This is a genomic window from Streptomyces odontomachi (assembly GCF_024435355.1).
GTDB lineage: Bacteria > Actinomycetota > Actinomycetes > Streptomycetales > Streptomycetaceae > Streptomyces > Streptomyces odontomachi.
Map to the genome: position 1 here is coordinate 545,530 of NZ_JAMJWG010000001.1, position 20,828 is coordinate 566,357.

General features: G+C 74.0%; 16 protein-coding genes. 9 read left to right on the forward strand and 7 right to left on the reverse strand.

The annotated features are described in order from the left end of the window. Positions 1-55: 55 nt before the first annotated feature. From NQO67_RS02275 to NQO67_RS02295, 5 genes are all read right to left on the reverse strand, one after another. Complete coding sequence (locus NQO67_RS02275; RefSeq protein ID WP_255945756.1) at positions 56-1,366, reverse strand: four-carbon acid sugar kinase family protein; 1,311 nt, start codon at positions 1,364-1,366, stop codon at positions 56-58. Continuing rightward, positions 1,363-2,430 (reverse strand): 2-keto-3-deoxygluconate permease, encoded by a 1,068-nt coding sequence (locus tag NQO67_RS02280; RefSeq protein ID WP_255945758.1) that lies wholly within the window; start codon positions 2,428-2,430, stop codon positions 1,363-1,365. Before NQO67_RS02280 ends, NQO67_RS02275 begins: the two co-directional genes overlap by 4 nt. Positions 2,431-2,964: 534 nt before the next feature. After that, positions 2,965-3,393 carry an SSI family serine proteinase inhibitor gene (locus NQO67_RS02285; RefSeq protein WP_255945760.1) on the reverse strand — a complete coding sequence of 143 codons (429 nt, stop codon included), beginning with the start codon at positions 3,391-3,393 and terminating at the stop codon, positions 2,965-2,967. 247 nt (positions 3,394-3,640) lie between these two features. Next, the gene (locus NQO67_RS02290) at positions 3,641-5,182 is read right to left on the reverse strand and encodes an amino acid permease (protein ID WP_255945762.1); all 1,542 of its coding nucleotides are present in this window, start codon (positions 5,180-5,182) and stop codon (positions 3,641-3,643) included. A 115-nt stretch (positions 5,183-5,297) separates the two neighbouring features. Next, a complete protein-coding gene (locus NQO67_RS02295) occupies positions 5,298-6,299 on the reverse strand; it encodes a hypothetical protein (RefSeq protein WP_255945764.1) in 1,002 nt (333 codons plus the stop codon). A 267-nt stretch (positions 6,300-6,566) separates the two neighbouring features. Between NQO67_RS02295 and NQO67_RS02300 the strand changes: the two genes are divergently transcribed. The 3 genes from NQO67_RS02300 to NQO67_RS02310 all read left to right on the forward strand — a co-directional run bounded on the left by NQO67_RS02300 (position 6,567) and on the right by NQO67_RS02310 (position 10,840). Continuing rightward, positions 6,567-8,012, forward strand: a complete 1,446-nt coding sequence (locus tag NQO67_RS02300) for an FGGY family carbohydrate kinase (protein ID WP_255945766.1) — start codon at positions 6,567-6,569, stop codon at positions 8,010-8,012. Beyond that, entirely contained in the window at positions 8,009-9,460 is a 1,452-nt protein-coding gene (locus tag NQO67_RS02305) for an NAD(P)/FAD-dependent oxidoreductase (protein ID WP_255945768.1), read from the forward strand. Before NQO67_RS02300 ends, NQO67_RS02305 begins: the two co-directional genes overlap by 4 nt. Positions 9,461-9,580: 120 nt before the next feature. Next, positions 9,581-10,840, forward strand: a complete 1,260-nt coding sequence (locus NQO67_RS02310; RefSeq protein ID WP_255946702.1) for an NAD(P)/FAD-dependent oxidoreductase — start codon at positions 9,581-9,583, stop codon at positions 10,838-10,840. Positions 10,841-10,886: 46 nt separating this feature from the next. Here the strand turns inward: NQO67_RS02310 and NQO67_RS02315 are convergent, their stop codons facing one another. Further along, on the reverse strand, positions 10,887-11,651 hold the full coding sequence (locus tag NQO67_RS02315; RefSeq protein ID WP_255945770.1) for a crotonase/enoyl-CoA hydratase family protein: 765 nt from the start codon (positions 11,649-11,651) through the stop codon (positions 10,887-10,889). Between the two features lie 168 nt (positions 11,652-11,819). Here NQO67_RS02315 and NQO67_RS02320 point away from each other — a divergent pair, with 168 nt between their 5' ends. Beyond that, positions 11,820-12,626, forward strand: a complete 807-nt coding sequence (locus tag NQO67_RS02320; protein ID WP_255945772.1) for a Stf0 family sulfotransferase — start codon at positions 11,820-11,822, stop codon at positions 12,624-12,626. A gap of 96 nt (positions 12,627-12,722) precedes the next feature. Continuing rightward, a complete protein-coding gene (locus NQO67_RS02325) occupies positions 12,723-13,043 on the forward strand; it encodes an L-rhamnose mutarotase (RefSeq protein WP_255945774.1) in 321 nt (106 codons plus the stop codon). Between the two features lie 30 nt (positions 13,044-13,073). Here NQO67_RS02325 and NQO67_RS02330 read toward each other — a convergent pair whose 3' ends face one another. After that, positions 13,074-13,277, reverse strand: a complete 204-nt coding sequence (locus NQO67_RS02330) for a hypothetical protein (protein ID WP_255945776.1) — start codon at positions 13,275-13,277, stop codon at positions 13,074-13,076. Positions 13,278-13,582: 305 nt separating this feature from the next. Between NQO67_RS02330 and NQO67_RS44515 the strand changes: the two genes are divergently transcribed. The 4 genes from NQO67_RS44515 (at position 13,583) to NQO67_RS02350 (ending at position 20,807) form a co-directional block, all read left to right on the forward strand. Further along, positions 13,583-14,743, forward strand: a complete 1,161-nt coding sequence (locus NQO67_RS44515) for an AfsR/SARP family transcriptional regulator (RefSeq protein ID WP_374118884.1) — start codon at positions 13,583-13,585, stop codon at positions 14,741-14,743. 5 nt (positions 14,744-14,748) lie between these two features. Then, positions 14,749-17,043: a TOMM precursor leader peptide-binding protein gene (locus NQO67_RS02340; RefSeq protein ID WP_255945778.1), complete on the forward strand. Its 2,295-nt coding sequence runs from the start codon at positions 14,749-14,751 to the stop codon at positions 17,041-17,043. 88 nt (positions 17,044-17,131) lie between these two features. Beyond that, entirely contained in the window at positions 17,132-19,150 is a 2,019-nt protein-coding gene (locus tag NQO67_RS02345) for a TOMM precursor leader peptide-binding protein (protein ID WP_374118885.1), read from the forward strand. Between the two features lie 55 nt (positions 19,151-19,205). Next, complete coding sequence (locus tag NQO67_RS02350; RefSeq protein ID WP_255945780.1) at positions 19,206-20,807, forward strand: nitroreductase family protein; 1,602 nt, start codon at positions 19,206-19,208, stop codon at positions 20,805-20,807. The last annotated feature ends 21 nt before the right edge of the window (positions 20,808-20,828 follow it).

The window sequence follows — 20,828 nt, forward strand, 5'->3', positions numbered from 1 at the left end:
GCGGCGTCGTTCTTTCCGGCCGGATCAGGGGACGGCCGGGTGGGCGGCCGACCGGTCAGGGACACGGTGGGCCGGTGGGGGAGGGCTCGGTACGGGGGCCGGCGGCGCCGGCCGCCACGTGGGGTGCCCCAGCGGTGGGGGAGAGGGCCGGCCTCCTCGGTGCGCCGGTGTGGCCCGGCAGGGCGTGGGCGGCCCGCAGCAGGGTGCCCTCGTCGCCGAAGGCACCGGCCTTGGTGACCACCGGCAGCCCGGCGGGCGTGCGCATCCGCACCACCCCGGGCGCCGGCTCACCCTCGACGGTCAGGTGGGTCACGCCGACCGTGCGCAGCACGGCGCGTGCGGTCTCCCCGCCGGTGGCGACGAGTCCGCCGGCCAGCGGGAGCGCGTCCCGGGCGGCGGCGGCCAGCGCGGCGGCGAATTCCTGGGCCCTGGCCGGTGTCACGGGCAGCTCGGGATCGTGGCACAGCACCGTGTCATGCCCGGCCCGCAAGGCGGCCCGCACCTCTTGGGCCGCCGCCCGGCGGCCGTCCTGCCCGGCCGGCAGGGCGACACCCACCGCGGGCAGTCGCTCGACGACCGCCCGGCACTGGGCACGGGCCTGCTCGCTGCGGCTGCCGACGCAGATGAGCAGGGGACCTGCCGGGTCCGCGGGACGACGGGCCGAGACGGGTGTCGCGGTCGCGTCGCCGCCGACCCGTCCCGGGGCGGCCGGCCGGTGGGCCAGGCCCCCCGAGCCGACGAGCAACACGGGCAGGTCGGCGCAGGCTGCCAGGACGTCGGCCAGGTCGTCGTCGGTGAGCGCGTCCACGACGACCGCGTCGGACCGGCCGGCCGCGATGGCCAGCCGTGCGGCCGCCCGGCCGCCCCGCAGGGTGTCGAGGTCGAGCAGTTCCACGGTGAGGCCCACCGCCGTCAGCTGCTCGGTGAGCGAGGGCCGGTCCACCGGACGGGGCTGGCCCAGGGTGCCGTCGGCCACCAGGACCTGCCCGTCGCGCACGGTGCGGCCGGTGGCGGGGAAGGCGGGCGCCAGCACGGCCAGGCACGGTCCGTGGCGCCGGGCGCGCAGGGCGTCCAGGCAGGCTCGTACCTCCGGCCCGATGTTGCCGCGCAGGGTGGAGTCGATCTTCTTGTAGACGCGGGTCTCCGGGCCGGCCGCGGCGAGCGCCTCGTGCACCCGGGCCGCCGCCGCCGGTCCCGGCAGGTAGCGACTGTCGGTGTCGACGGCGAGCACGGCGGTGGTCGGCCTGGGTTCCGTGGCGTCCAGCAGCACGGCGACGTCCGTGCGGTCAGCGAAGGCCACGGCACTGTCCGCCGCCCCGGACAGATCGTCCGCGACGATCAGCAGGCCCGGGTCGTACGAGGTCACGGGGTCACGGTCCCTTCGGCCCGGTCGGCGGGTGCCGGCGCGTCCGCCTTGGGCGCGGTGTCCTCGTCGGAGGCGGCGGCTCCCGGCCCGGCATCGCCCACGGAGTCCGGGGCGAGCCGCTGGAGCCGCCGGTGGTACGCGGCGGTGGCCACCGGCACCAGCAGGGAGGTCACCACGACCGAGGCGGCCACCAGCACGGTCGCCTTGTCCGCCGCGGCCCGGTAGGCGGGGTTGGCGGCGGCGACCAGTGCGGGGACCGCGGCCGCGTTGCCCGCGGTGCTCGCCGCGGCGATGCCGGCCAGGCCGGTACCGCCGACCAGCCGGTCGGTCACGAACAGCGTGGTACCGGACACGATCATGACGAACAGGCCGAGCCCGATACCGAGCAGGCCCGCGGTCCACACGGTGGACAGGTCGATGCCGGCGCCCAGCGCAAAGCCGAAGAACGGGATCATGACCGGTACGGCGGCGCCGAGGAACTTCCGCATCTGCGGGTCCAGGTTGCCCAGCACCATGCCGACGATCAGCGGCAGGATGGCGCCGAGCATGGTCTGCCACGGGAAGGACGACAGGCCGGCCACGCCCAGCGTGACCATGGTGAGGAACGGCCCGGACTCCAGGCTCATGACCGAGTAGGCGGCCGCGTCCTTGGCCTTGCCGAACTGGCCCATCAGCGCCATGTACAGGCCGCCGTTGGTGTCGTTGAGCGCGGCCACCACGGCGAGCGTGGACAGACCGGCGAACGCTCCGCCGCCGACCGGGCTCTCGCCCAGGAAGTGCCCGAGCACGATGCCGACGACCACCGCGATCAGGGCCTTCACCACCAGCAGCGCGCCGCCCTTGCGCAGCACGTAGGGGGTGGTGCGCAGCTCGATGGTGGCGCCCATGCAGACGTAGAAGACGGCCAGGATGGTCAGCGAACCGGAGAACAGCGCACCGGTGAACGAGCCGAAGAACTCGCCGGTGCCTTGGTGCACGGTGTTGATCACCGCGCCGACGAGCAGCGGGATCAGCATCATCCCACCTGGCACCCGCTCCAGGCTCTTCTTGATCGGTATGGACATGGCGGCTCCCGTCTCGTTCGTGGACGGGTCTGCCGCCCTTTGCCCCGCCAGGCCGGCGAGGGGAAGAGGAATCAGGCGTTCCGTCCGCGGTCGACCGTAAACCCGAATGCGCGTTTCATGCAATGTGCTCGAAGTGAGCAAGGTGTCGGGCGACCCGAATCGTGCGGCGAGGCGGGCACGGCCCAGGGCGTCAGGGACCGCCGCGGTGCGCCGTGGCGCGCCAGGTCGAGGCAGGTCGAGGCAGGTCGCGCCGGCCGGCGCGGCGGACAGCGAAAAGGCCCCGCTCGATGAGCGGGGCCTGAGCCGTGCGTGCCGCGGAGTCGTCGTGCCGCGGGACCCGCTTGCTCAGATCGCGCGGCGGCCTGGGGCACCATGCGGCGCTGGCGGGGCGCCATGCGGCGATCGGATCCACCTGCTCTGGTGATCCGGCGGAATCACCAGAGCTTCGTGGTGCGCTCGCCGGTCCGCTCAGGTCCCGTGATCACCGCGGGGAGGCGGCGCCGGGACGTGGGACGGGCGGGGCGGCCGCGGGGATCAGAACTTGAACACGTTGTTCGTGCCGATCGCGGCGAAGCATGTGTTGGTGAATATCTCCTTGTACGACACCGGCGTGCCGTTCCACGTGCCCTCGGCGACGGCCTCCACCGGGGCGTACGTGGTGGGGCAGGCCGGCACTCCCGACACGTTCGGGAGCTTGGCGAAGTCTCCGCCGACCTCGGTCAGCGCGGCGCAGGCTTCCTTGGGGGTCGGGTGGGTGCCGCCCACCGGGTCGCACTCCAGGGTCACGCTGGACGGCTGCCCGGGATTGTTCTCCACCGGGATGAGGCCGAGGACGAGCGAGCTGGCCGCGGTCGTCGCGTCGTCGGCGGCGCTGGCCACACCGCCCGCGCCCAGCGCGAACGCTGTTGCGGCGGTGGCGGCGACGACGGCGGTGCGGGATCTGAGGAACGATCTGACGTTCATCTCTACCTCCAGTGTCCGTGGTCGGATACCGCCAGCGTGCGCCCGGCGGGCAGGTGCCCGGACAGCACAGCGGCCGCGACGGGCAGATGCCGCCGCGGCCGGGTGTGCGTGCCGGTGGCCCGCCATCCCCCGTCGGCCGGCGGACGGGAAGAACCTAGAGCCAGCCGCCGGTCAACGGGGCGTGCGGAATGAGCCATTGCTGAACAGCTCCTGTGGGTGGACCGCACGTCGGATAACGGAAATACGATCAGACAATCCCCTCGGCAATCTCGGCCTGTTCCCAGTCCGAGCCATACGCGGACGTGTCCGGCGTGCCGTAGGTGCGGCGTGCCACGTACCACCACACGCTGGCCAGAATCAGTACCGCGGCCAGCGCGATCACCGCGTAGTTCATGGAGTCGACGGTGATCGGCGACGACTGCGGCAGGCAGAAGAGGACGGTCACGAACGCCACCCAGACCACGGCCACCCAGCCGACCGGGCGGCTCCAGCGCCCCAGGTGCCACGGGCCGCGCTGGAAGCGGTCGCCCGCCCGCAGCCGCAGCAGCACCGGAATGGCGTACGCCGGGGTGATCCCGATGACGTTGATCGCCGTCACCGCGCCGTACGCGGTCGTGGAGTACAGCGAGGGCAGGGCCAGCACGCAGGCCACCACGACGGCCAGCCACACCGCCGGCACCGGGGTCTGGGTACGGCTGGAGACCTTGCGCCAGAGTGCGGAGCCCGGCAGGGCGTTGTCCCGGCTGAACGCGAACACCATGCGACTGGCCGCGGCCACCTCGGCGTTGCCGCAGAACAGCTGTGCCACGATCACCACCAGCAGCAGCACCTCCGCGCCGCCGGTACCCAACGAGTCCAGCAGGATCTGCGCGGGCGGCACCCCGGTCGGGCTGTTCTGGGTGCCCGCGTAGTTCTGTATGGAGAAGGTCAGACCCGCCAGCAGCACGAATCCGGCGAGCCACGACACCCAGATCGAACGCACTATGCCCCGGGCCGCGGAGACCGAGGCGTTGGAGGTCTCCTCGGAGAGGTGCGCGGAGGCGTCGTAGCCGCAGAAGGTGTACTGCGCCAGCAGCAGACCGATCGCCGCCACGTACAGCGGGTTCGACCAGCCGGTGTCGTTGTTGAACTTGGTGAACACGAACGAAACGGACTGGTGGTGGTCGGGCACGATGGCCAGCACGGCGACGATCAGCGCCACCCCCGCCAGATGCCACCACACGCTGGCCGAGTTGAGCAGGCTCACCAGCCGCACACCGAACAGGTTCAGCACCGCGTGCAGCAGCAGGATCGCGCAGAAGATCAGCATGGTGGAACCGGGGGTGGGCGTGAAGCCCCACTTCAGGTTGAGGAAGGCACCGGTGAACAGCGCGGCACCGTAGTCGATTCCGGCGATCGCGCCGAGCAACCCCAGGAGGTTCAGCCAGCCCGTGTACCAACCCCAGCGGCGCCCGCCGAGCCGGTCCGCCATGTAGTACAGCGCACCGGACGTCGGATAGGCGCTCGTCACCTCGGCCAGCGCCATGCCGATGAAGAGCACGAAGAGCCCGACCCCGGCCCAGCCCCACAGCATGACCGCGGGCCCGCCGGTGTTCAGGCCGAACCCGTACAGGGTCATGCAGCCGGACAGGATCGAGATGACGGAGAAACTGATGGCGAAGTTGCCGAAGCCACCCATACGGCGGGCCAGTACGGGGCGATAGCCCAGTTCACGTAGTCGTCGTTCTTCGTCGTGCGGCGGAGTCTTGCCGTCGGGCACGTTCGAACTCGACCAGGGGGCGCGGGGCACGGTGTTACCTCCATGAACAACAGACGACGGACGAAAATGTGAACATCAGGGGTGAAAGCACAAAGACGGCAAACCGGCGGCGCCACGGGATCACCGCGGCGGCGGCCGGGCGGCACTAACTGCCGGGGGAGCCGTCCAGCGATGCCAGGCACCGGGTGCGGGCCTGGACGAACAGCTCGATCGCCTCGGTCGTGTCCTGCGGATTGGACCCGCGGTACACCCAGGGCACGGGGGTGTAGTACGGCCCGAGCGCCTGGAACACCCAGGCGGCTTCTCGGAACTGGATGGCCCCCCACAGCCCGTGGGCGAGATGGCTGAGGTCCAGGAGCGAGCACTCCTGGGGAGAGACGTGGTCGAACCAGTCGTAGAAGGCGCGCCGCGCCTCCCGGGTGGCGTCCTCCGACACCCAGTGCAGGTCCAGCGCCTTGTCCCGGCGCTCATCGCGCCGGCGGTACCGCTCGACGTGCAGGTACAGCGGCAGCACGTGCAGCGCGGAGCCGGTCGGTGCCGACGCGACCGCCCAGTGCACGAAGTTGACGGCCTCGGTCAGCCGGCCGCCGGTGCTGGGACGGATGTACAGGAACTGCAACATCCGGTGGTAGGCCTCGCGGTTGAACGGGTCCCGCTTGTCGGCCTGCGCGAGCAGACCCCACGGGCCCAGCGGCAGCATCGGCTCCGGTGGTGCGGTGCGGTGCTCCGGCCACTGCTGCCACTCGTCCAACCGTGCCAGTGCCAGGAGGCACACCCACGGCACCGGATCGTCCTCGGCGGTGCGGGCCGCGATCCGGCAGGCCTCCCAGGCCGACTGCCACAACTCCTGGGTGTGCCGGCTGCCCTCACGGTGCGCCCGCAGTGCGCGCTCCACCGCGACCCGGCCGTACATCACCGCCGCCGCCACGCTCTGACGCTCCTCGGAGCGCCAGGCGTCGATCAGGTCGGTGCCGGCCGCCGCGGCGGCGAGGACCTGGGTGCGCTGGGTCCACACGGCCCAGTTGGTGGTGGCCTCCAGCAGGTTCCGCATGGACATCCAGCGTCCCGCCCGCAGTTCCTGAAGGGCGATACGGAGGTCGGAGTCATGCGCCGCAGGATGGTACGCAGGACGAAACCCGGGGGACATCAGCCTTGGACCCCAACGCGCGGGTGACGGACGGACAGAACTGGCAACGCGGTGCTCCGCAGAAGTACGTGGGGGGACTGCCTGGACGGCGGCCAGTGTAGAGGTGCGGGTTCCGGTGAACGGAAGGATCATCGGCCGTTCTCCACGCATAGTTGCGAAATGGATATAGAGAGTGAGCGCTGGTCGGCGGGTGCGCTTGACGGTGTCAGGCGCCTGGACCAGGCTGGCGCGCGGCATTGATCACCCACGAGGTACGGAAGTGACACCATGACGGGCCCGGTACTCGCCATCGACCAGGGCACTTCGGGGACGAAAGCCCTCGTCGTCTGCCCGGAGCGCGGGGTGCTGGGCTCGGCCACCGCCCCGGTCCACCCCCGCCAACTGCCGGGCTCACGCGCCGAAGTCGATCCGGCCGAGCTGTACGACTCCGTCGTGGCCGCCGGACGACGGGCCCTCGCGGCGGCCGGGGTCACCGTCTCGGCGGTCGGCCTGGCCAACCAGGGGGAGACGGTGCTGGCCTGGGATCCGGCGACCGGCCGGCCGTTGACCGACGCCATCGTCTGGCACGACAAGCGCGCCGAGGACGTCTGCCGCGACCTCGCCCCGCGCGCCGCGGAGTTGCAGCAGCTCACCGGGCTGCCGCTGGACGCCTACTTCGCCGCGCCCAAGATGGCCTGGATCCGCCGCAACCTGACCGGTCAGGGCGTGGTGACCACCACCGACTCCTGGCTGGTGCACCGGCTCACCGGATCCTTCGTCACCGACGCCGCCACGGCCGGGCGCACCCAACTCCTCGACCTCGACGGCGTCGCCTGGTCCCCGGCCGCACTGGACGCCTTCGGTCTCGGGGGCGAACGGCTGCCCGAGATCGTCGACGCCGGCTGCCGCGCCGGTACCACGACCGCCTTCGGGCCCGAACTGCCGGTCACCGGGCTGCTCGTCGACCAGCAGGCAGCGCTGCTCGCCCAGCGCGTCACGGAGCCGGGCCTCGCCAAGTGCACCTACGGCACCGGCGCGTTCCTTCTCGCGCCCACCGGCGAGATGCCCCGCAGGAGCGGTGCCGGCCTGGTCAGCTGTGTCGCCTGGCGGCTCGCCGGCCGCACCAGCTACTGCCTGGACGGCCAGGTCTACACGGCTGCATCGGCCGTCGGCTGGCTCACCGGCCTGGGGGTGATCTCCGGCGCCGCCGACCTCGACACGGTCGGTTCCTCGGTGCCCGACAGCGGCGGCGTCACCTTCGTTCCCGCGCTCGCCGGGCTCGCCGCCCCCTGGTGGCGCGGCGAGGTGCGCGGTTCGCTCACCGGGCTCGGCCTGGACACCGCACCGGGACACGTGGTGCGCGCCCTGTGCGAGGGCATCGCGGCTCAGGTCGCAGAGCTCGCCGACGCCACCGCCACCGACCTCGCCGCCCCGCTCGACGTGCTGCGGGCCGACGGCGGTCTGACCCGCTCGGCCCTGCTGATGCAGACCCAGGCCGACCTGCTCCAGCGGCCCGTGGAGGTGTCCGCGGTGCACGACGCCACCGCGCTCGGTGTCGCGGCCGCCGCGCGCCTCGGCCTCGATCCGACGCTGACCGTGGCCGACGCCGTCCCCGCATGGCGGCCGGCCGCGGTCTACGAGCCCCGCATCACGGCCGACGAGGCCGCGGCGCGGCGGGCGGAGTTCCGTGCCGCGGTCGATGCGCTGCTCGCCCCCGCCCCGGCCGCCGTATGACCGTCACCACCACCGGGCCGCTGCCGGACGCGCCCTACGACGTCGCCGTCATCGGAGCCGGCGTGGTCGGCTCCGCCATCGCCCGCGAACTCGCCCGCCACCGTGGCCTGCGGGTCGCGCTCGTGGAGGCGAACGGCGACGTCGGCGAGGGCACGTCGAAGGCCAACACGGCGATCCTGCACACCGGATTCGACGCCGTGCCCGGCTCCCTCGAAGCCCGCCTGATGCGCGAGGGGTCGGCGCTCCTCGCCGGCTACGCCGCCGAGACCGGCATCCCGCTGGAGCGCACCGGTGCCCTGCTGGTCGCCTGGGACGCCGACCAGCACGCCGTGCTGCCCGAACTCGCCGCCAAGGCACGCCGCAACGGTGTCGACGACACCCGCATCCTCGAACCGGCCGAGCTCTACGCCCGTGAGCCCCGGCTGGGCCCGGGCGCCCTCAGCGCCCTCGCCGTCCCGGGCGAGAGCATCATCTGTCCCTGGACGACCACCCTCGCCTACGCCACCCAGGCCGTCCTCGCCGGCGTCGACCTGCACCTCGGCTGCCGGGTGCGGCGCATCCGCGACCGCGCCGGCCGGCACGAGGTGACCAGCGGGCGCGGCGTGCTGCACGCCCGTTACCTGGTCAACGCCGCGGGCCTGGACGCCGACGCCGTCGACGCACTGATCGGCCGGCACGACTTCACGGTGAGCCCGCGGCGCGGCCAACTGCTCGTCTACGACACGTTCGCCCGCGCTCTCGTCCGGCACATCCTGCTGCCCGTGCCCACCGCGCTCGGCAAGGGGGTGCTCGTCGCGCCGACCGTGCACGGCAACGTGCTGCTCGGCCCGACCGCCGAGGACCTGCACGACAAGCGGGCCACCGAGTCCACCGCCGAAGGGCTCGCGGCGCTCCGCGAGAAGGGCCGGCGCATCCTGCCCGACCTCCTCGACGAGGAGGTCACCGCCGTCTACGCCGGGCTGCGGGCGGCCACCGAACACGACGACTACCAGATCCGGGCGGATGCCGAACGGCGCACGGTCACGGTGGGCGGGATCCGCTCCACCGGACTCACCGCGTCCCTCGGCATCGCGTCCCACGTCGCCGGCCTGCTCGCCGATGCCGGCCTCGACCTTCCCGCCCCCGACGACCTGCCGCCGCTGCGCATGCCGTCGCTCGGCAGGGACACCCCGCGCCCCTGCGAGCAGCCGGCGCTCGTCGCCGCCGACCCCGCGTACGGCACCCTCGTCTGCTACTGCGAGCGGGTCTCACGGGGCGAGGTACGCGACGCGCTCGCCGCCCCCGTGCCCCCGGCCTCCCTGGCCGGACTGCGGCGCCGCACCCGGGTGCTCAGCGGCCGCTGCCAGGGGTTCGCCTGCGGCGCGCAGGTACGCGACCTGTTCGAGCGGTCGCGGGCCGTCGGGCCGGTCACCGGAGCACCTCCGTGGGGTGCGGCGGGGTCGGGATGAGCCGGCGGTCGTGGCAGCGCAGCGGTGCGTGACACCGTGGGCGGGGAAACGAGGGGCACGGCAGGAGTGGTGGGCACGGTGCGTGCAGACGACGGGGCGGGCAGCGCAGAGGAGGCGGTGATGGGCGCGACGCAGCCACTGCCGTTGCGGACCGTGGACGTGCTGGTCGTCGGTGCCGGCCCCGCCGGTCTGGCCGCCGCTGCCACCCTGGCAGCCGGGGGCGCCGGCGGCGTCCTGGTGATCGACCGCGAGCAGCAGGCCGGCGGTGTGCCGAAGTACTGCCGGCACGGTGGCTTCGGCCGGCCGGGCGGCCCGCGCACCGGGCCCGAGTACGCGGCGCGGGCCGTCGAGTACGCGGTCAGGTCGGGCGCCGAGCTGCGCACCGGGGTCACCGCCCTCGGCTGGGCGGGTCCGCGCACCCTCGCCGTCACCAGCCCGCAGGGCCCCGAGCAGCTCGCCGCGCGCGGCGTCCTGCTCGCCACCGGAGCACGCGAACGCCCCCGCGCCGCACGCCTCGTGCCGGGCACCCGGCCCGCGGGCGTGTTCACCGCCGGGGAGCTGTTGCAGATGGTCCACCTGTACGGGCTTCCGGTGGGCTCGCGCGCCGTCGTCGTCGGCGCCGAACCGGTGAGCTACCCGGTGCTGGACGCCCTGCGGCAGGCCGGCACCGCCGCGGTCGCGATGGTCACCGCCCACCCGCACGGCCAGGGCGGCCGGGCCCGCGCCCAACGTGCCCGACTGCTCCGCGGTGTACCGCTGCTGACCGGGGCACACGTCACGGAACTGCGCGGCAGGACCCGGCTGACGGGTCTGGGGCTACGGCACGACGACGGTCGCACCGCCACGCTGCACTGCGACACGGTGATCTTCACGGGCGATCTCGTCCCCGACCACGAACTGGCCAGGAGCGGCGGCCTGCTGCTCGACCGGGGCACCCGAGGCCCCTGCGTCGACCAGGACCTGCGCACCTCATGCGAGGGCGTCTTCGCCGCCGGCGGGGGACTGCACGCCGTCGAGAGCGCGGCCACGGCGGCCCACCAGGGCGCGCTCGCCGCCCGGTCGATGCTCCGCCACCTGACGGGGACCGCCCCGGCCTGGCCGGAACCGGAGGAGGACCTCGTCCCGGTACGCGTCGAGGCACCGTTGCGCTGGATCGCACCCCACCGCATCCTCCCGGGTGCTCCTGCCGGCACCGGATTCCTGCTGTCCACGGACGCGTTCCTCATCCGGCCCACCCTGGTCGTCACCCAGGACGGACGGGTCCTGCACCGCGAACGCCACCACCGCACGGCCGTCCCGAACCGGACCGTCCGGCTCTCCGGCGCCTGGCTGCCTCGGGTGAGCGCCGGCGGGGGACCGGTGCATGTCGCCGTCGAGTGATCGGGATGAACGAGGCTGAGGGGTGAGGTGAGGCTGTTGATGGGGCTCAGCGGTCCTCGAACGACCCGTGGCGGCCCGCCCCTGCCGTGAAGCGCGCCGCACCCTCCGCCGCCGCAACCAGGACGCCCATGCCATGGCGGAGCTCCCCGGCCATCGCCGCCTGCTCGTCGAGGCCCTCCTGGTCCAGGACCGAGGCCCGGTCCGCACGCAGGCACGCCTGCGGGAACCGCGCGATCTGCGCCGCCAGTTCCTCCGCCTGCGCGCGGGCGCTGCCGGGCGGCACCACACGGTCGGCCAGACCCATGGCCAGGGCCTCGGCGGCGGGTACGGGACGGCCCGTGAGGATCATGTCCATGGCCCGGCCGGTGCCGATCAGCCGGGGCAGTCGCACCGTGCCGCCGTCGATCAGCGGCACCCCCCACCGCCGGCAGTACACCCCGAACACCGCGGTCTCCTCAGCGACCCGCAGATCGCACCAGAGCGCCAGCTCCAGGCCGCCCGCCACCGCATGCCCGGCGACCGCCGCGATCACCGGCTTGGACAGCCGCAGCCGGGTCGGGCCCATCGGCCCGTCACCGTCCGGCGCGACGCGGTTGCCGCGTTCGGTACCGATCGCCTTGAGGTCGGCGCCCGCGCAGAACGTGCCGCCTTCGCCCCACAACACCGCCACCCGCGCCGCGTCGTCGGCTTCGAAGGCGCGGAAGGCGTCGGCGAGCGCGGCGGCGGTGGCGCCGTCGACCGCGTTGCGCGCCTCGGGCCTGGCCAATACCACGGTCGTGACGTGCCCTTCGCGCTCACTGCGCACCGACATGCTGTCGCCCTTCCTGTCGCCTGACCGGGGGACGCCCTGCGCCTGCGCGGCCGCGTCCGGTTGCGTGGGTGCCGTCTCCCGTCGCGCCGGTCCTGTCCCGTGGCCCATCATCCACAAATTCGGTTGCGTGGCACGTTCGCGATCTCGTTACCTGGCGGTGTGACGCCGATGACGACAGGACGTACCGACACGTACTTCGTCTGCGCGACACCGCGTACCGGCAGCTCGTTGCTGCTCGGGCTGATGGAGTCCACCGGGGTGGCCGGCCGACCCCAGGCGTACTTCCGGGCGCCCGACGAGGAGCTGTGGGCGGAGCGCTGGGGCCTTGACCGCGGTGCCCAGGGCCGCGTCGACTACGCGGACTTCGTGCGGGCCGCGCTCACCGCCGGCCGCAGCGAGAACGGCGTCTTCGGCGCCAAGCTGATGTGGGGCACCCTCGACGAGGTCGTCGAGAAGCTGGCCGGGGTCCACCCGGACCTGGCCGGGCGGGACACCGCACTGTTGGAGCGGGCCTTCGGCCGTACCCGGTTCGTCTACCTGCACCGTGACGACATCCTGGCGCAGGCGGTCTCCTGGCTGCGCGCCGAGCAGACCGGCACCTGGTACATCGGCGGCCACGGCGAGATCGGCGGCGGGGCGGCCGGCGGCGGATCGCCCCGGTTCGACGCGGCCGGCATCGACCGGTGGATCCGCACCATCCGCGAGCACAACGCGGCATGGCAGGCGTGGTTCGCCGCGACGGGCATCCGGCCCCACACGGTGCGCTACGAGGATCTGGCCGCCGATCCGGCCGCCGTGGTCCGCGGCATCCTCGACTTCCTCGGTCTTGCCCTGCCCGAGGGGCGAGGCGTGCGGGCCTGGCACAGGCGCCAGGCGGACGGGCTCAATGCCGCGTGGATGGAGCGATACCGCGCCATGTACCGCGGGGACGGGCACCTGGACGGGCCGCTTGAGGCTCCTGGGGACCAGGACTAGGGTTCCCCAGAGGACGAGCTTGAAAGCTTTCAACCGCCAACCGCCCTTGCCCCGCCTTCTCGCCCCCCGCCCCTACGGAGCACTCCGGGACTGCCTGTGCAGCGTGTCTGTTTCCTGTTGAAGGTCCGCCGTGATCGCATCGACGAGTACCGCGCGCGCCACGCCGAGGTGTGGCCCGAGATGCTGGCCGCGCTGTCCCGTACGGGGTGGCACAACTACTCGCTCTTCCTCCGCGAGGACGGCCTGCTCGTGGGCTATCTGGAGACCGAGGACTTCGAGCGGGCCCGCGCCGCGATGGACGAGACGGACGTCAACGCCCGCTGGCAGGCGGAGATGGCCGAGTTCTTCGAGGATCTGGACGAGGCCGCCCCCGACGGCGCGATGCGCCCGCTCACCGAGGTCTTCCACCTGGCCTGACGGACCCTTCGTCCGGCCTGCCGCACGGCCCTACCGCTCATGGCCCGGGAGCCGTCCGCCACTCCCGGGCAGCTCCTCGCGCCCCGTTTCGGTCCCCGCGGGAAGTCGCTGGTAGGAGAACTGCTCGTGCTCCTCGTCGCGATGCCTCTCCGCCCGCTTGGCCCGCTTCAGAACGAGCAGGGTGACGGGTCCACTGAGCAGGGTGACCACCGGTACGAGCGCCCACCACGTCATGGGCCGTCCTCTCCTGCACGGCCCGAATCCGTGCACCTGTTTCGCCAACGGGCCCCAGCTTGCCGGAGTTCTTTAGAACGGGCAAAGGCGAGGATGCGAGATTTCCCTCCCTCGGCTACTGGACGGCGCGCTTGGTTACTGCCTAGTTTCATGCCCGTCGCCGAACTGGTGTGCTGCTCACCCAGCCGGGACCGCACCATCGCTCCTGCGCGCCGCCGACCCCTGTCCTGCGGCGCACGAAGGACGTGCCACGACCCCGAAGCATGCGATCGACGCACGACACCGAAGCCGGAGGTGAGGTCCGCTTGGACGACAGCACCGACAGACCCGGTGCCGTCCGCACCACCAGCACGGACGACGCGGGTGAACTACGGATGGCGGACCGCCCTCGATTCAGGGTCCTGGGCCCCCTGAGCATCACCAACGGCCTGGAGACCGCCGTGCTCCAGGCGTCCCGCCCCGCGGCCCTGCTCGCCGGCCTGCTGCTGCGGGCGAACACGGTGGTCTCCGCGGACTGGTTGCGCTGCCTCGTCTGGGGCGAGCGCACCCCGGCGAACGCCCGGTCGGCGTTACACACCTGCGTGTTGCGGCTGCGCCGGCTCTTCGAGAAGTACGGGGTCGGGGGCAACCTCATCGAGGCGGTGCCCGGCGGGTACCGGCTGAGCGCCGACGCGGACACCCTGGACCTGCTCGGGTTCCGCGCCACGGTCGCCCGGGCGCGGACCTGCGACGAACCCGAGGAAGCGGCACGGCTGCTCCGGGCGGCGCTGGCCCTGTGGCAGGAACCGCTGCTCGGCAACGTCAACTCCGAGCTGCTGCACCGCGACGAGGTGCCCCGGCTCGCCGAGGAACGGCTGCGGGTCGTCGAGGGACTCTTCGACGCCGAACTCCGGCTCGGCCGGCACCGCGAGATCCTGACCGACGCCTGGCAGGCGGTGCGCGCCCACCCGGCGCACGAGCGGCTCGCCGCCCAACTCGTCGAGGCGCTGTACCGCTCCGGCCGGCGGGCCGAGGCGCTCGCCGAGTACCGCCGGATCAAGGAACACTTGGCCGACGAGCTGGGCGTGGACCCCGATCCGTCGCTGCGCCGCCTCGAACTGGCCATCCTGCGCGGCGAGCTGCCGGACGAGCCGCGCTCCGCCATCCCGGTGGCCGCCCCGCGGTCCGTGCGGGCCGGGCCGCCCGCCGGCACCGCAGCCGCGGACCCGCAGGACGACCCCGCCACACCGGCACCGACCCCGGACGGCGCCACCGGCGCCGGCGTGCTGAAGATCCTGGTGGCGGCGGGCCTGTTGGAGGAGCGGCCGGAAGGCCGCTACCGGATGCACGACCTCTTGCGCACCTTCGCGCAGGCGGCCAGCGGCACCCCGCTGCCCGTCGCACCCCCCGGCCGGGACGACCGCTCCGACGCGGACGCGGCCCCGTCGCGGCCGGACGACTCCCCATGGCACCCCACGGAGGTTTGACTGCCATGACCGAGACGCTGACGCCCTATGAGGAGATCGCCGGGACACGGCCCCGCATGCGCAGGGACGTGCTCTACACGCGGACCCCGTCGGGAGTGCTGTTCCACAACGCCCAGGGCGGCTTCAACGTCTCCTCCAAGGAGGCATACCGGTTCGCCACGGTCCTGGTGCCGCATCTGAACGGGGAGCGCCGGGTCGAGGACCTGTGCCAGGGCCTCGGGGAGCGCCAGCGCGACATGGTGGTCCGCCTCGTGCACGCACTCTACGCGCGTGGCTTCGCCCGAGACGTGCCCCCAGGCAGCGACGCCGCGGTGCTGCCCGAGCCGGTCGCCGAGCGGTTCGCTGAGCAGATCGGCTACCTCGACCACTACGCCGACGCCCCCGCCGAGCGCTTCGGCCGGTTCCGCGACACCCGGGTGGCGGTGCTCGGCGACGACCCGCTGGCTCGCTGGGCCGCGCTGAGCCTGCTGCGCAACGGCTGCGCCACGGTCGGCGTGACCGCGGACGTGACCGGCGCTCAGGAGTGGCGCGAGGTCCGGGAGGAGGCCGACGCACTGGCGTCCGCCGGCTGCCCCGTCGCGCTGGAGAGGGCGGGCGGCGACGGGGGACAGGACGGTGCCGCGCCGCCGGACTGGTCCGCGCTCGAGGGTTACGACGTCGTGGTGGCGACCGGTCAGGACGCCGGGCTGCGGCACCTGGTGCGGCTGCTGGAGCAGGGTGTGCCGCGGGGGCGCACCCTGCTGCCCGCCTGGCAGTTCGGGCGGAAGCTGGTCGTCGGCCCGTCGATGACGGCGGACGGCACCGGCTGCTGGTCGTGCGCCGCGCTGCGGTTGGGGGCCAACGGCGCCGCCGCCGACGCCGCGCAGCTGTGGAGCGGCCTGAGCCCGGCCGGACCGCTGGACGGTGGGGCGGCGCCGGTCACCGGACCGCTCGCCGCCATGGCCGGCAACCTGCTGGGCTACGAGGTCTTCCGGCAGCGCACCGGAGCCCTGCCCGCCGAGACCGAGCGGCAGCTGATCGTGCAGGACCTCGACTCGCTCGACGTCGCCGCCGAGCCGCTGCTGCCGCACCCGCGCTGCCGGTACTGCGGCCCTGCGCCGGCCACGGCGGACGGCACCGAGCCGGCCCCCGACCTGCTCGCCGTCGACCTGGACGCGGCGGACACGCCGGCCGGGCCGGACGCCCTGCCGGCCGACGGGGCGGCCGACGAGCAGGCGGCCCGGGACGCGCTCGCCGAGCTGGACCGCCGTGCGCCGCTGGTGCAGGAACGGGCCGGCGTCTTCGGCGCCTTCACCGACGAGGACTGGGAGCAGACCCCGCTCAAGATCAGCACGGTGCGCCTGGGCATCGCGCCGGGCCGGCACCGGGAGGTCGCAGCGTGCGACGTGCACCATGTCGCGGGCGCCCGGCTGCGGGCGCTGCTGGCGGCGGCGGAGGTGTACGCCGAGCACGTGGTGCCGGCGGCGGTGCTGGACGGTCCTGCGCTGGAGAAGGCCCGCGCCACCTGGCCGCTCGTGGCGCCCGCCGCGCTGGCCATCTCCAGCGGCCTGGCGGCCCGGCCCGACGCCGTCGCCCGGTGGGCAGCGGCGACGTCCCTGCTCGACGGGCGCACCCACCTCGTGCCGGCCGCCGCCCTGCGCCCCTTCGGCCCGGAGAACGCGACCGGTGTGTTCGAGCGGACCGGCGCGGGCATGTCCGCCGGGGCGACTCGGGACGCCGCCGCGGCAGGCGCCCTGGCGTCGGCCCTCGCGTACGACGCCCTGCGCCGCGCGGTGCGCCACGAGACGCCGGTGACGTCACTCGAGCTCCAGCGCCTCGCCGACGACCCCGAACTGCTCTTCCTCACCCGTTCCGCCGGCCATCTCGGCGTCACCGTCGAGCTGCTGGACCTCGGTTCGGACCCGCTCGCCGTGGTGCTGGCCCGCGCGGTGGACCCGCGCACCGGCGCGTGGCGCTGGGCCGTCGCGGGCTCGCCACGACGGCGCCAGGCGGTCCTCGAGGCGCTGCGCGACCTGCTGGGCGCGGTGCAGCGCGCCGCCCAGGTGGCCGACGGCTCCGACGGTGTGCACGGTGGTGCGGGCGATCCGCTCTGGGCCGGCCTCGACGTGGGCACCCTCGCCGCGGCCGGCGACTGCGGGGCGGCCCTGGACGCGGCGGTCACCTGGCACACGGCCCTGGACGCCCTGCGCGCCGCCGGCCGGGACGCCCTGGTGGCCGATGCGGACGCGGCCGACCTGCGCTCCGGTGGCGTACACGTGACCCGCGTACTGCTCGTCGACGGGATGCGGCACGGTGACTGAGGTGCTCTCGCCGCAAGGCCCCGGGGCGGGCGCGGCGCGTGTAGAGCGCCCTGTCCAGCCGCCGGGGCCGGGCCGTGCCCCGCTGGCCGTGACGGGCTTCACCGGTCCCTGGCGGACGGCCTGCGCCCGGCTGGCCGACGCACTCACCGCCCGCCTCGCGCCCCATGCCGCGGCCGGCCTGACCGGCCTGGACGTCGAGGTGTCCGCCCTGGGCGCACGTGACGAACTGGCCGTTTCCGCAGCCGATTCGGCCGACCCCGACCGGGTGCCGGTGCGCCTGTACGGGCACACCGCGGTGGTCGGGCCGTTCCCAGCGGCGCAGGGGGTGCGTTCCTCGGCAGGGGAGCGGCGGCCCTGCGCGCTGTGCCTGGCCCGCCGCTGGCAGGCGGTGCGCGCCGACACGCTGCGGGACGCCGTCGAACTCGGCGACGGCACCCGGGCGGCGGGCAGCCCGCCCGGCACCGGAGGCTTCGCGGCGGACGCCCTCGCCGCGCTGGTCGCCGGGCACCGCATCCGGGAGCGGGCCGGCGGCGGCCGCGTGGCCGGCTACGCCGCGGTGTACCTGGTCGATCTGGAGACGCTGCACGTCTCGGCCTTCCCGCTGGTACCGGAGGCGGAGTGCCCGCGCTGTGACGTCCGCACCGACGACGGGCCGGAGGCTGCCCGGGTGGTGCCGGAGTCCGCGCCGAAGCCGACGCGGAACACCTTCCGGCTGCGCCCGATCGACGCCTACCACCTGCCGTTGGAGGCGTTCGTCAACCCGGTCACCGGCATGCTCGGCCCCTCGGTGGTGCCCGATCTGGCGTCGGCCTCGACCTCGTCCGTGGTGGGCGCGTTCACCACACGGTCCGGCAGCTACCTGCGGGACTGCTTCTGGGGCGGGCACGCGGGCAGCTACGGGACCAGCGTGCGGGTCGGGGTGCTGGAGGGCCTGGAGCGGTTCGCCGGCATGCGGGCACGTGCCCGGCGCACCACGGTGACCGCTTCCCTGGACGAGTTGGGCGAGACGGCGCTCGACCCTCGGGTGTGCGGTCTGTACGACGACGCCTGCCACGCCGCCGAACCGGATCTGCCGCGGTTCGACCCGAGCCGTCCGATCGCCTGGGTGTGGGGCTGGTCGCTGCGCGACGAGCGCCCCGTGCTCATCCCGGAGATCCTCGCGTACTACCACGCACCCGGCGGGGCACGGCGACGGTTCGTCCAGGAGAGCTCCAACGGCTGCGCCTCCGGCGGCAGCATGACGGAGGCGGTGCTGTACGGCCTGATGGAGGCCGTGGAGCGGGACGCCTTCCTGCTGGCCTGGTACGGCCGGGCCCCGCTGCCCGAGATCGACCCCGCGAGCAGCACCCGCCCCCAGACCCGGGCGATGATCGACCGGCTCGCCCTGTACGGCTACCGCGCCCGGTTCTTCGACACCCGCGTCACCTTCCCCATCCCGGTGGTGACCGCGGTCGCCGAGCGGGTCGACGGCGGCCTGGGCCGGATGTGCTTCGGCGCCGGCGCCGGCCTGGACCCGGAGGCGGCGCTCGCCGCGGGGCTGTGCGAGATCGCCACCGACTCCGTCAACCTGCGCCGCCGCACGGTGCGCGAGGAGCGCCGGCTGCGGGCGATGGCCGACGACTTCGACCGGGTGGCCGTCCTGCACGACCATCCGCTGCTGTACGGACTGCCGGAGATGGCGCCGTACACCGCGTTCCTGCTCGACCGTGAACAGGGCGAACGGGGTGAACGGGGCGAACGCGGGGCGGACGGCGCGGACGGTGACCGGGCCGGCCGCCCCATGACGCCGCTCACGGCACTGGCGTCCGGGCCCGGCGCGCTCGTCCCGGGCGATGACCTCCGGGACGACCTGGAACGCTGCGTCGCCGCGGTCACCGCGCACGGCTTCGACGTGCTGGTCGTCGACCAGACCAGCCCCGAGCAGCGCGACCTCGGCTTCGCCACGGCCCGGGTGATGGTCCCGGGGCTGCTGCCGATCGACTTCGGCTGGCGGCGCCAGCGCGCGCGGCACCTGGCCCGTACCCGTACCGCGCTGCGCCAGGCCGGCCTGCGCACCCGGGACCTGCGCACGGACGAGATCAACCCGGCGCCGCACCCGTTCCCCTGAGCACGCCGCCGCACCGACCCACCCGCCTGCCGACCGTTCACGAAAGGGAGTGGCCATGGGGTTCGCCCATGAGTACGCCACCGCGATCATGCGCAGAGGCCGGATCCCCATGGAACCGGCCGACTGGGTGCCCGACTGGGGCGACCGCCCGCGCAAGGGCAAGTTCTTCCCCGGCGTGGACTCCTTCCCGCTGCCGGACGGCGGCTGCCCTGCGGACGCCACCCTGCACCGCGGCCTGTACGGGCCGGGCGGCGAGCGGCCGTTCGACCTGCCGCTGCTGGGCGCGATGCTGCGGGACTCCTACGGTCTCGTCGGCCGCCGCCTCGCCGTGCAGGCCAACACGGACCTGGGGTCGCTACCGTTCTACCGGCACGCCAACTGGTCGCGCGGCACGGCCTCCGGCGGCGGGCTCTACCCGGTCGGCGTGCACTGGGTCACCGGCCCGAGCGGTCCCCTCGCGCCGGGCGTGTACTACTACTCCACGCCGCACCACAGCATGCAGCGGCTGCTCGCCGGGGACGTCACGGGCGAGGTGCGGGCGGCGCTCGGCGGGCGTGCGGCGGCCGACGGCTGCGACCAGTTCCTGGTGCTCGGCGTCTCCTTCTGGCAGAACGCGTTCAAGTACAACAGCTTCTGCTACCACGCGGTCACCATGGACGTGGGCACCGTGCTGGGGACCTGGCGCTTGTGGGCGCGTGCGGCCGGCGCGCACATCGGGCCGCACCTGTGGTTCGACGAGCCGCGCCTGGGCCGGCTGCTGGGCCTCGACGCCGACGAGGAGGGGCTGTTCGCGGTGGTGCCGCTGCGCTGGCGGGGCGCCGCGCCGCGCACGGAACGACCGGTCGACGCAGGAGTACCGGGTGCGCCCCGGGTGCGCCTGTCAGACCAGGTGCTCTCCCGGCGCGTGACCACCTTCGAGACGGTGCAGCGCATCCACGCGGCGACCCTGGAGGGCGCCGCGTACCCGCCCGCCCCAGGGGCCCTCACCCCGGCGCTCCCGGCGCCCCCGGCACCGGACGCCCGGGTGGTCGCGCTGCCCGAGCCGCCGCCGCTCGACATGACCGTACGCGCGGCGCTGCGGCACCGGCGCAGCAGCTTCGGCCGGTTCGAGGCGACCGAGCCGATCGACGCCCGGCAGCTGTCCGGCGTGCTGGCCGCTGCCGACGGGTGCGGCGGCCTCGGCAGCGAGCCGGAGACCGCCGGGCAGACCCCGCTGACCAGCCTGTACGTCATCGTCAACCATGTGTCCGGGGTGGCACGCGGGCTGTACCGGTACGACCGCGACGGCCGGTCGCTGCGGTTGGTGAAGGAGGGCGACTTCGGGGCGTTCCTCCAGACGAACTACTTCCTCTCCAACTACAACGTCGAGCGGGCCGCCGCCGTCCTGGTGCCGGCGGTGCGCACGCACGCCGTCCTGGACGCCGTGGGGGACCGCGGCTACCGGCTGGTGAACGCCACCGTCGGCGCCGTCGCGCAGTCGGTCTACACCGCGTCCGCCGCACTGTCCCTCGGCTGCGGGGTGGCCCTGGGCTTCGACAGCGTCTCCTTCGCCGAGCAGATGGGCCAGGACGACGTGACCGGTGAACTGCCACTGCTGATCATGATGATCGGTCATGAGCGGCCCCGCCCGGCCGACTTCCGCTACGACATCGCCTAGCCATGCGCACCATCACGGGGA

Bases quoted from the DNA above. Each gene is read 5' to 3' on its own strand.
- NQO67_RS02320 (WP_255945772.1), top strand. From the start codon at position 11,820: ATGACGACAGGACGTACCGACACGTACTTCGTCTGCGCGACACCGCGT.
- NQO67_RS02295 (WP_255945764.1), bottom strand. From the start codon at position 6,299: ATGTCCCCCGGGTTTCGTCCTGCGTACCATCCTGCGGCGCATGACTCC.
- NQO67_RS02305 (WP_255945768.1), top strand. From the start codon at position 8,009: ATGACCGTCACCACCACCGGGCCGCTGCCGGACGCGCCCTACGACGTC.
- NQO67_RS02310 (WP_255946702.1), top strand. From the start codon at position 9,581: ATGGGCGCGACGCAGCCACTGCCGTTGCGGACCGTGGACGTGCTGGTC.
- NQO67_RS02300 (WP_255945766.1), top strand. From the start codon at position 6,567: ATGACGGGCCCGGTACTCGCCATCGACCAGGGCACTTCGGGGACGAAA.
- NQO67_RS02315 (WP_255945770.1), bottom strand. From the start codon at position 11,651: ATGTCGGTGCGCAGTGAGCGCGAAGGGCACGTCACGACCGTGGTATTG.
- NQO67_RS02285 (WP_255945760.1), bottom strand. From the start codon at position 3,393: ATGAACGTCAGATCGTTCCTCAGATCCCGCACCGCCGTCGTCGCCGCC.
- NQO67_RS02280 (WP_255945758.1), bottom strand. From the start codon at position 2,430: ATGTCCATACCGATCAAGAAGAGCCTGGAGCGGGTGCCAGGTGGGATG.
- NQO67_RS02350 (WP_255945780.1), top strand. From the start codon at position 19,206: ATGGGGTTCGCCCATGAGTACGCCACCGCGATCATGCGCAGAGGCCGG.
- NQO67_RS02340 (WP_255945778.1), top strand. From the start codon at position 14,749: ATGACCGAGACGCTGACGCCCTATGAGGAGATCGCCGGGACACGGCCC.
- NQO67_RS02330 (WP_255945776.1), bottom strand. From the start codon at position 13,277: ATGACGTGGTGGGCGCTCGTACCGGTGGTCACCCTGCTCAGTGGACCC.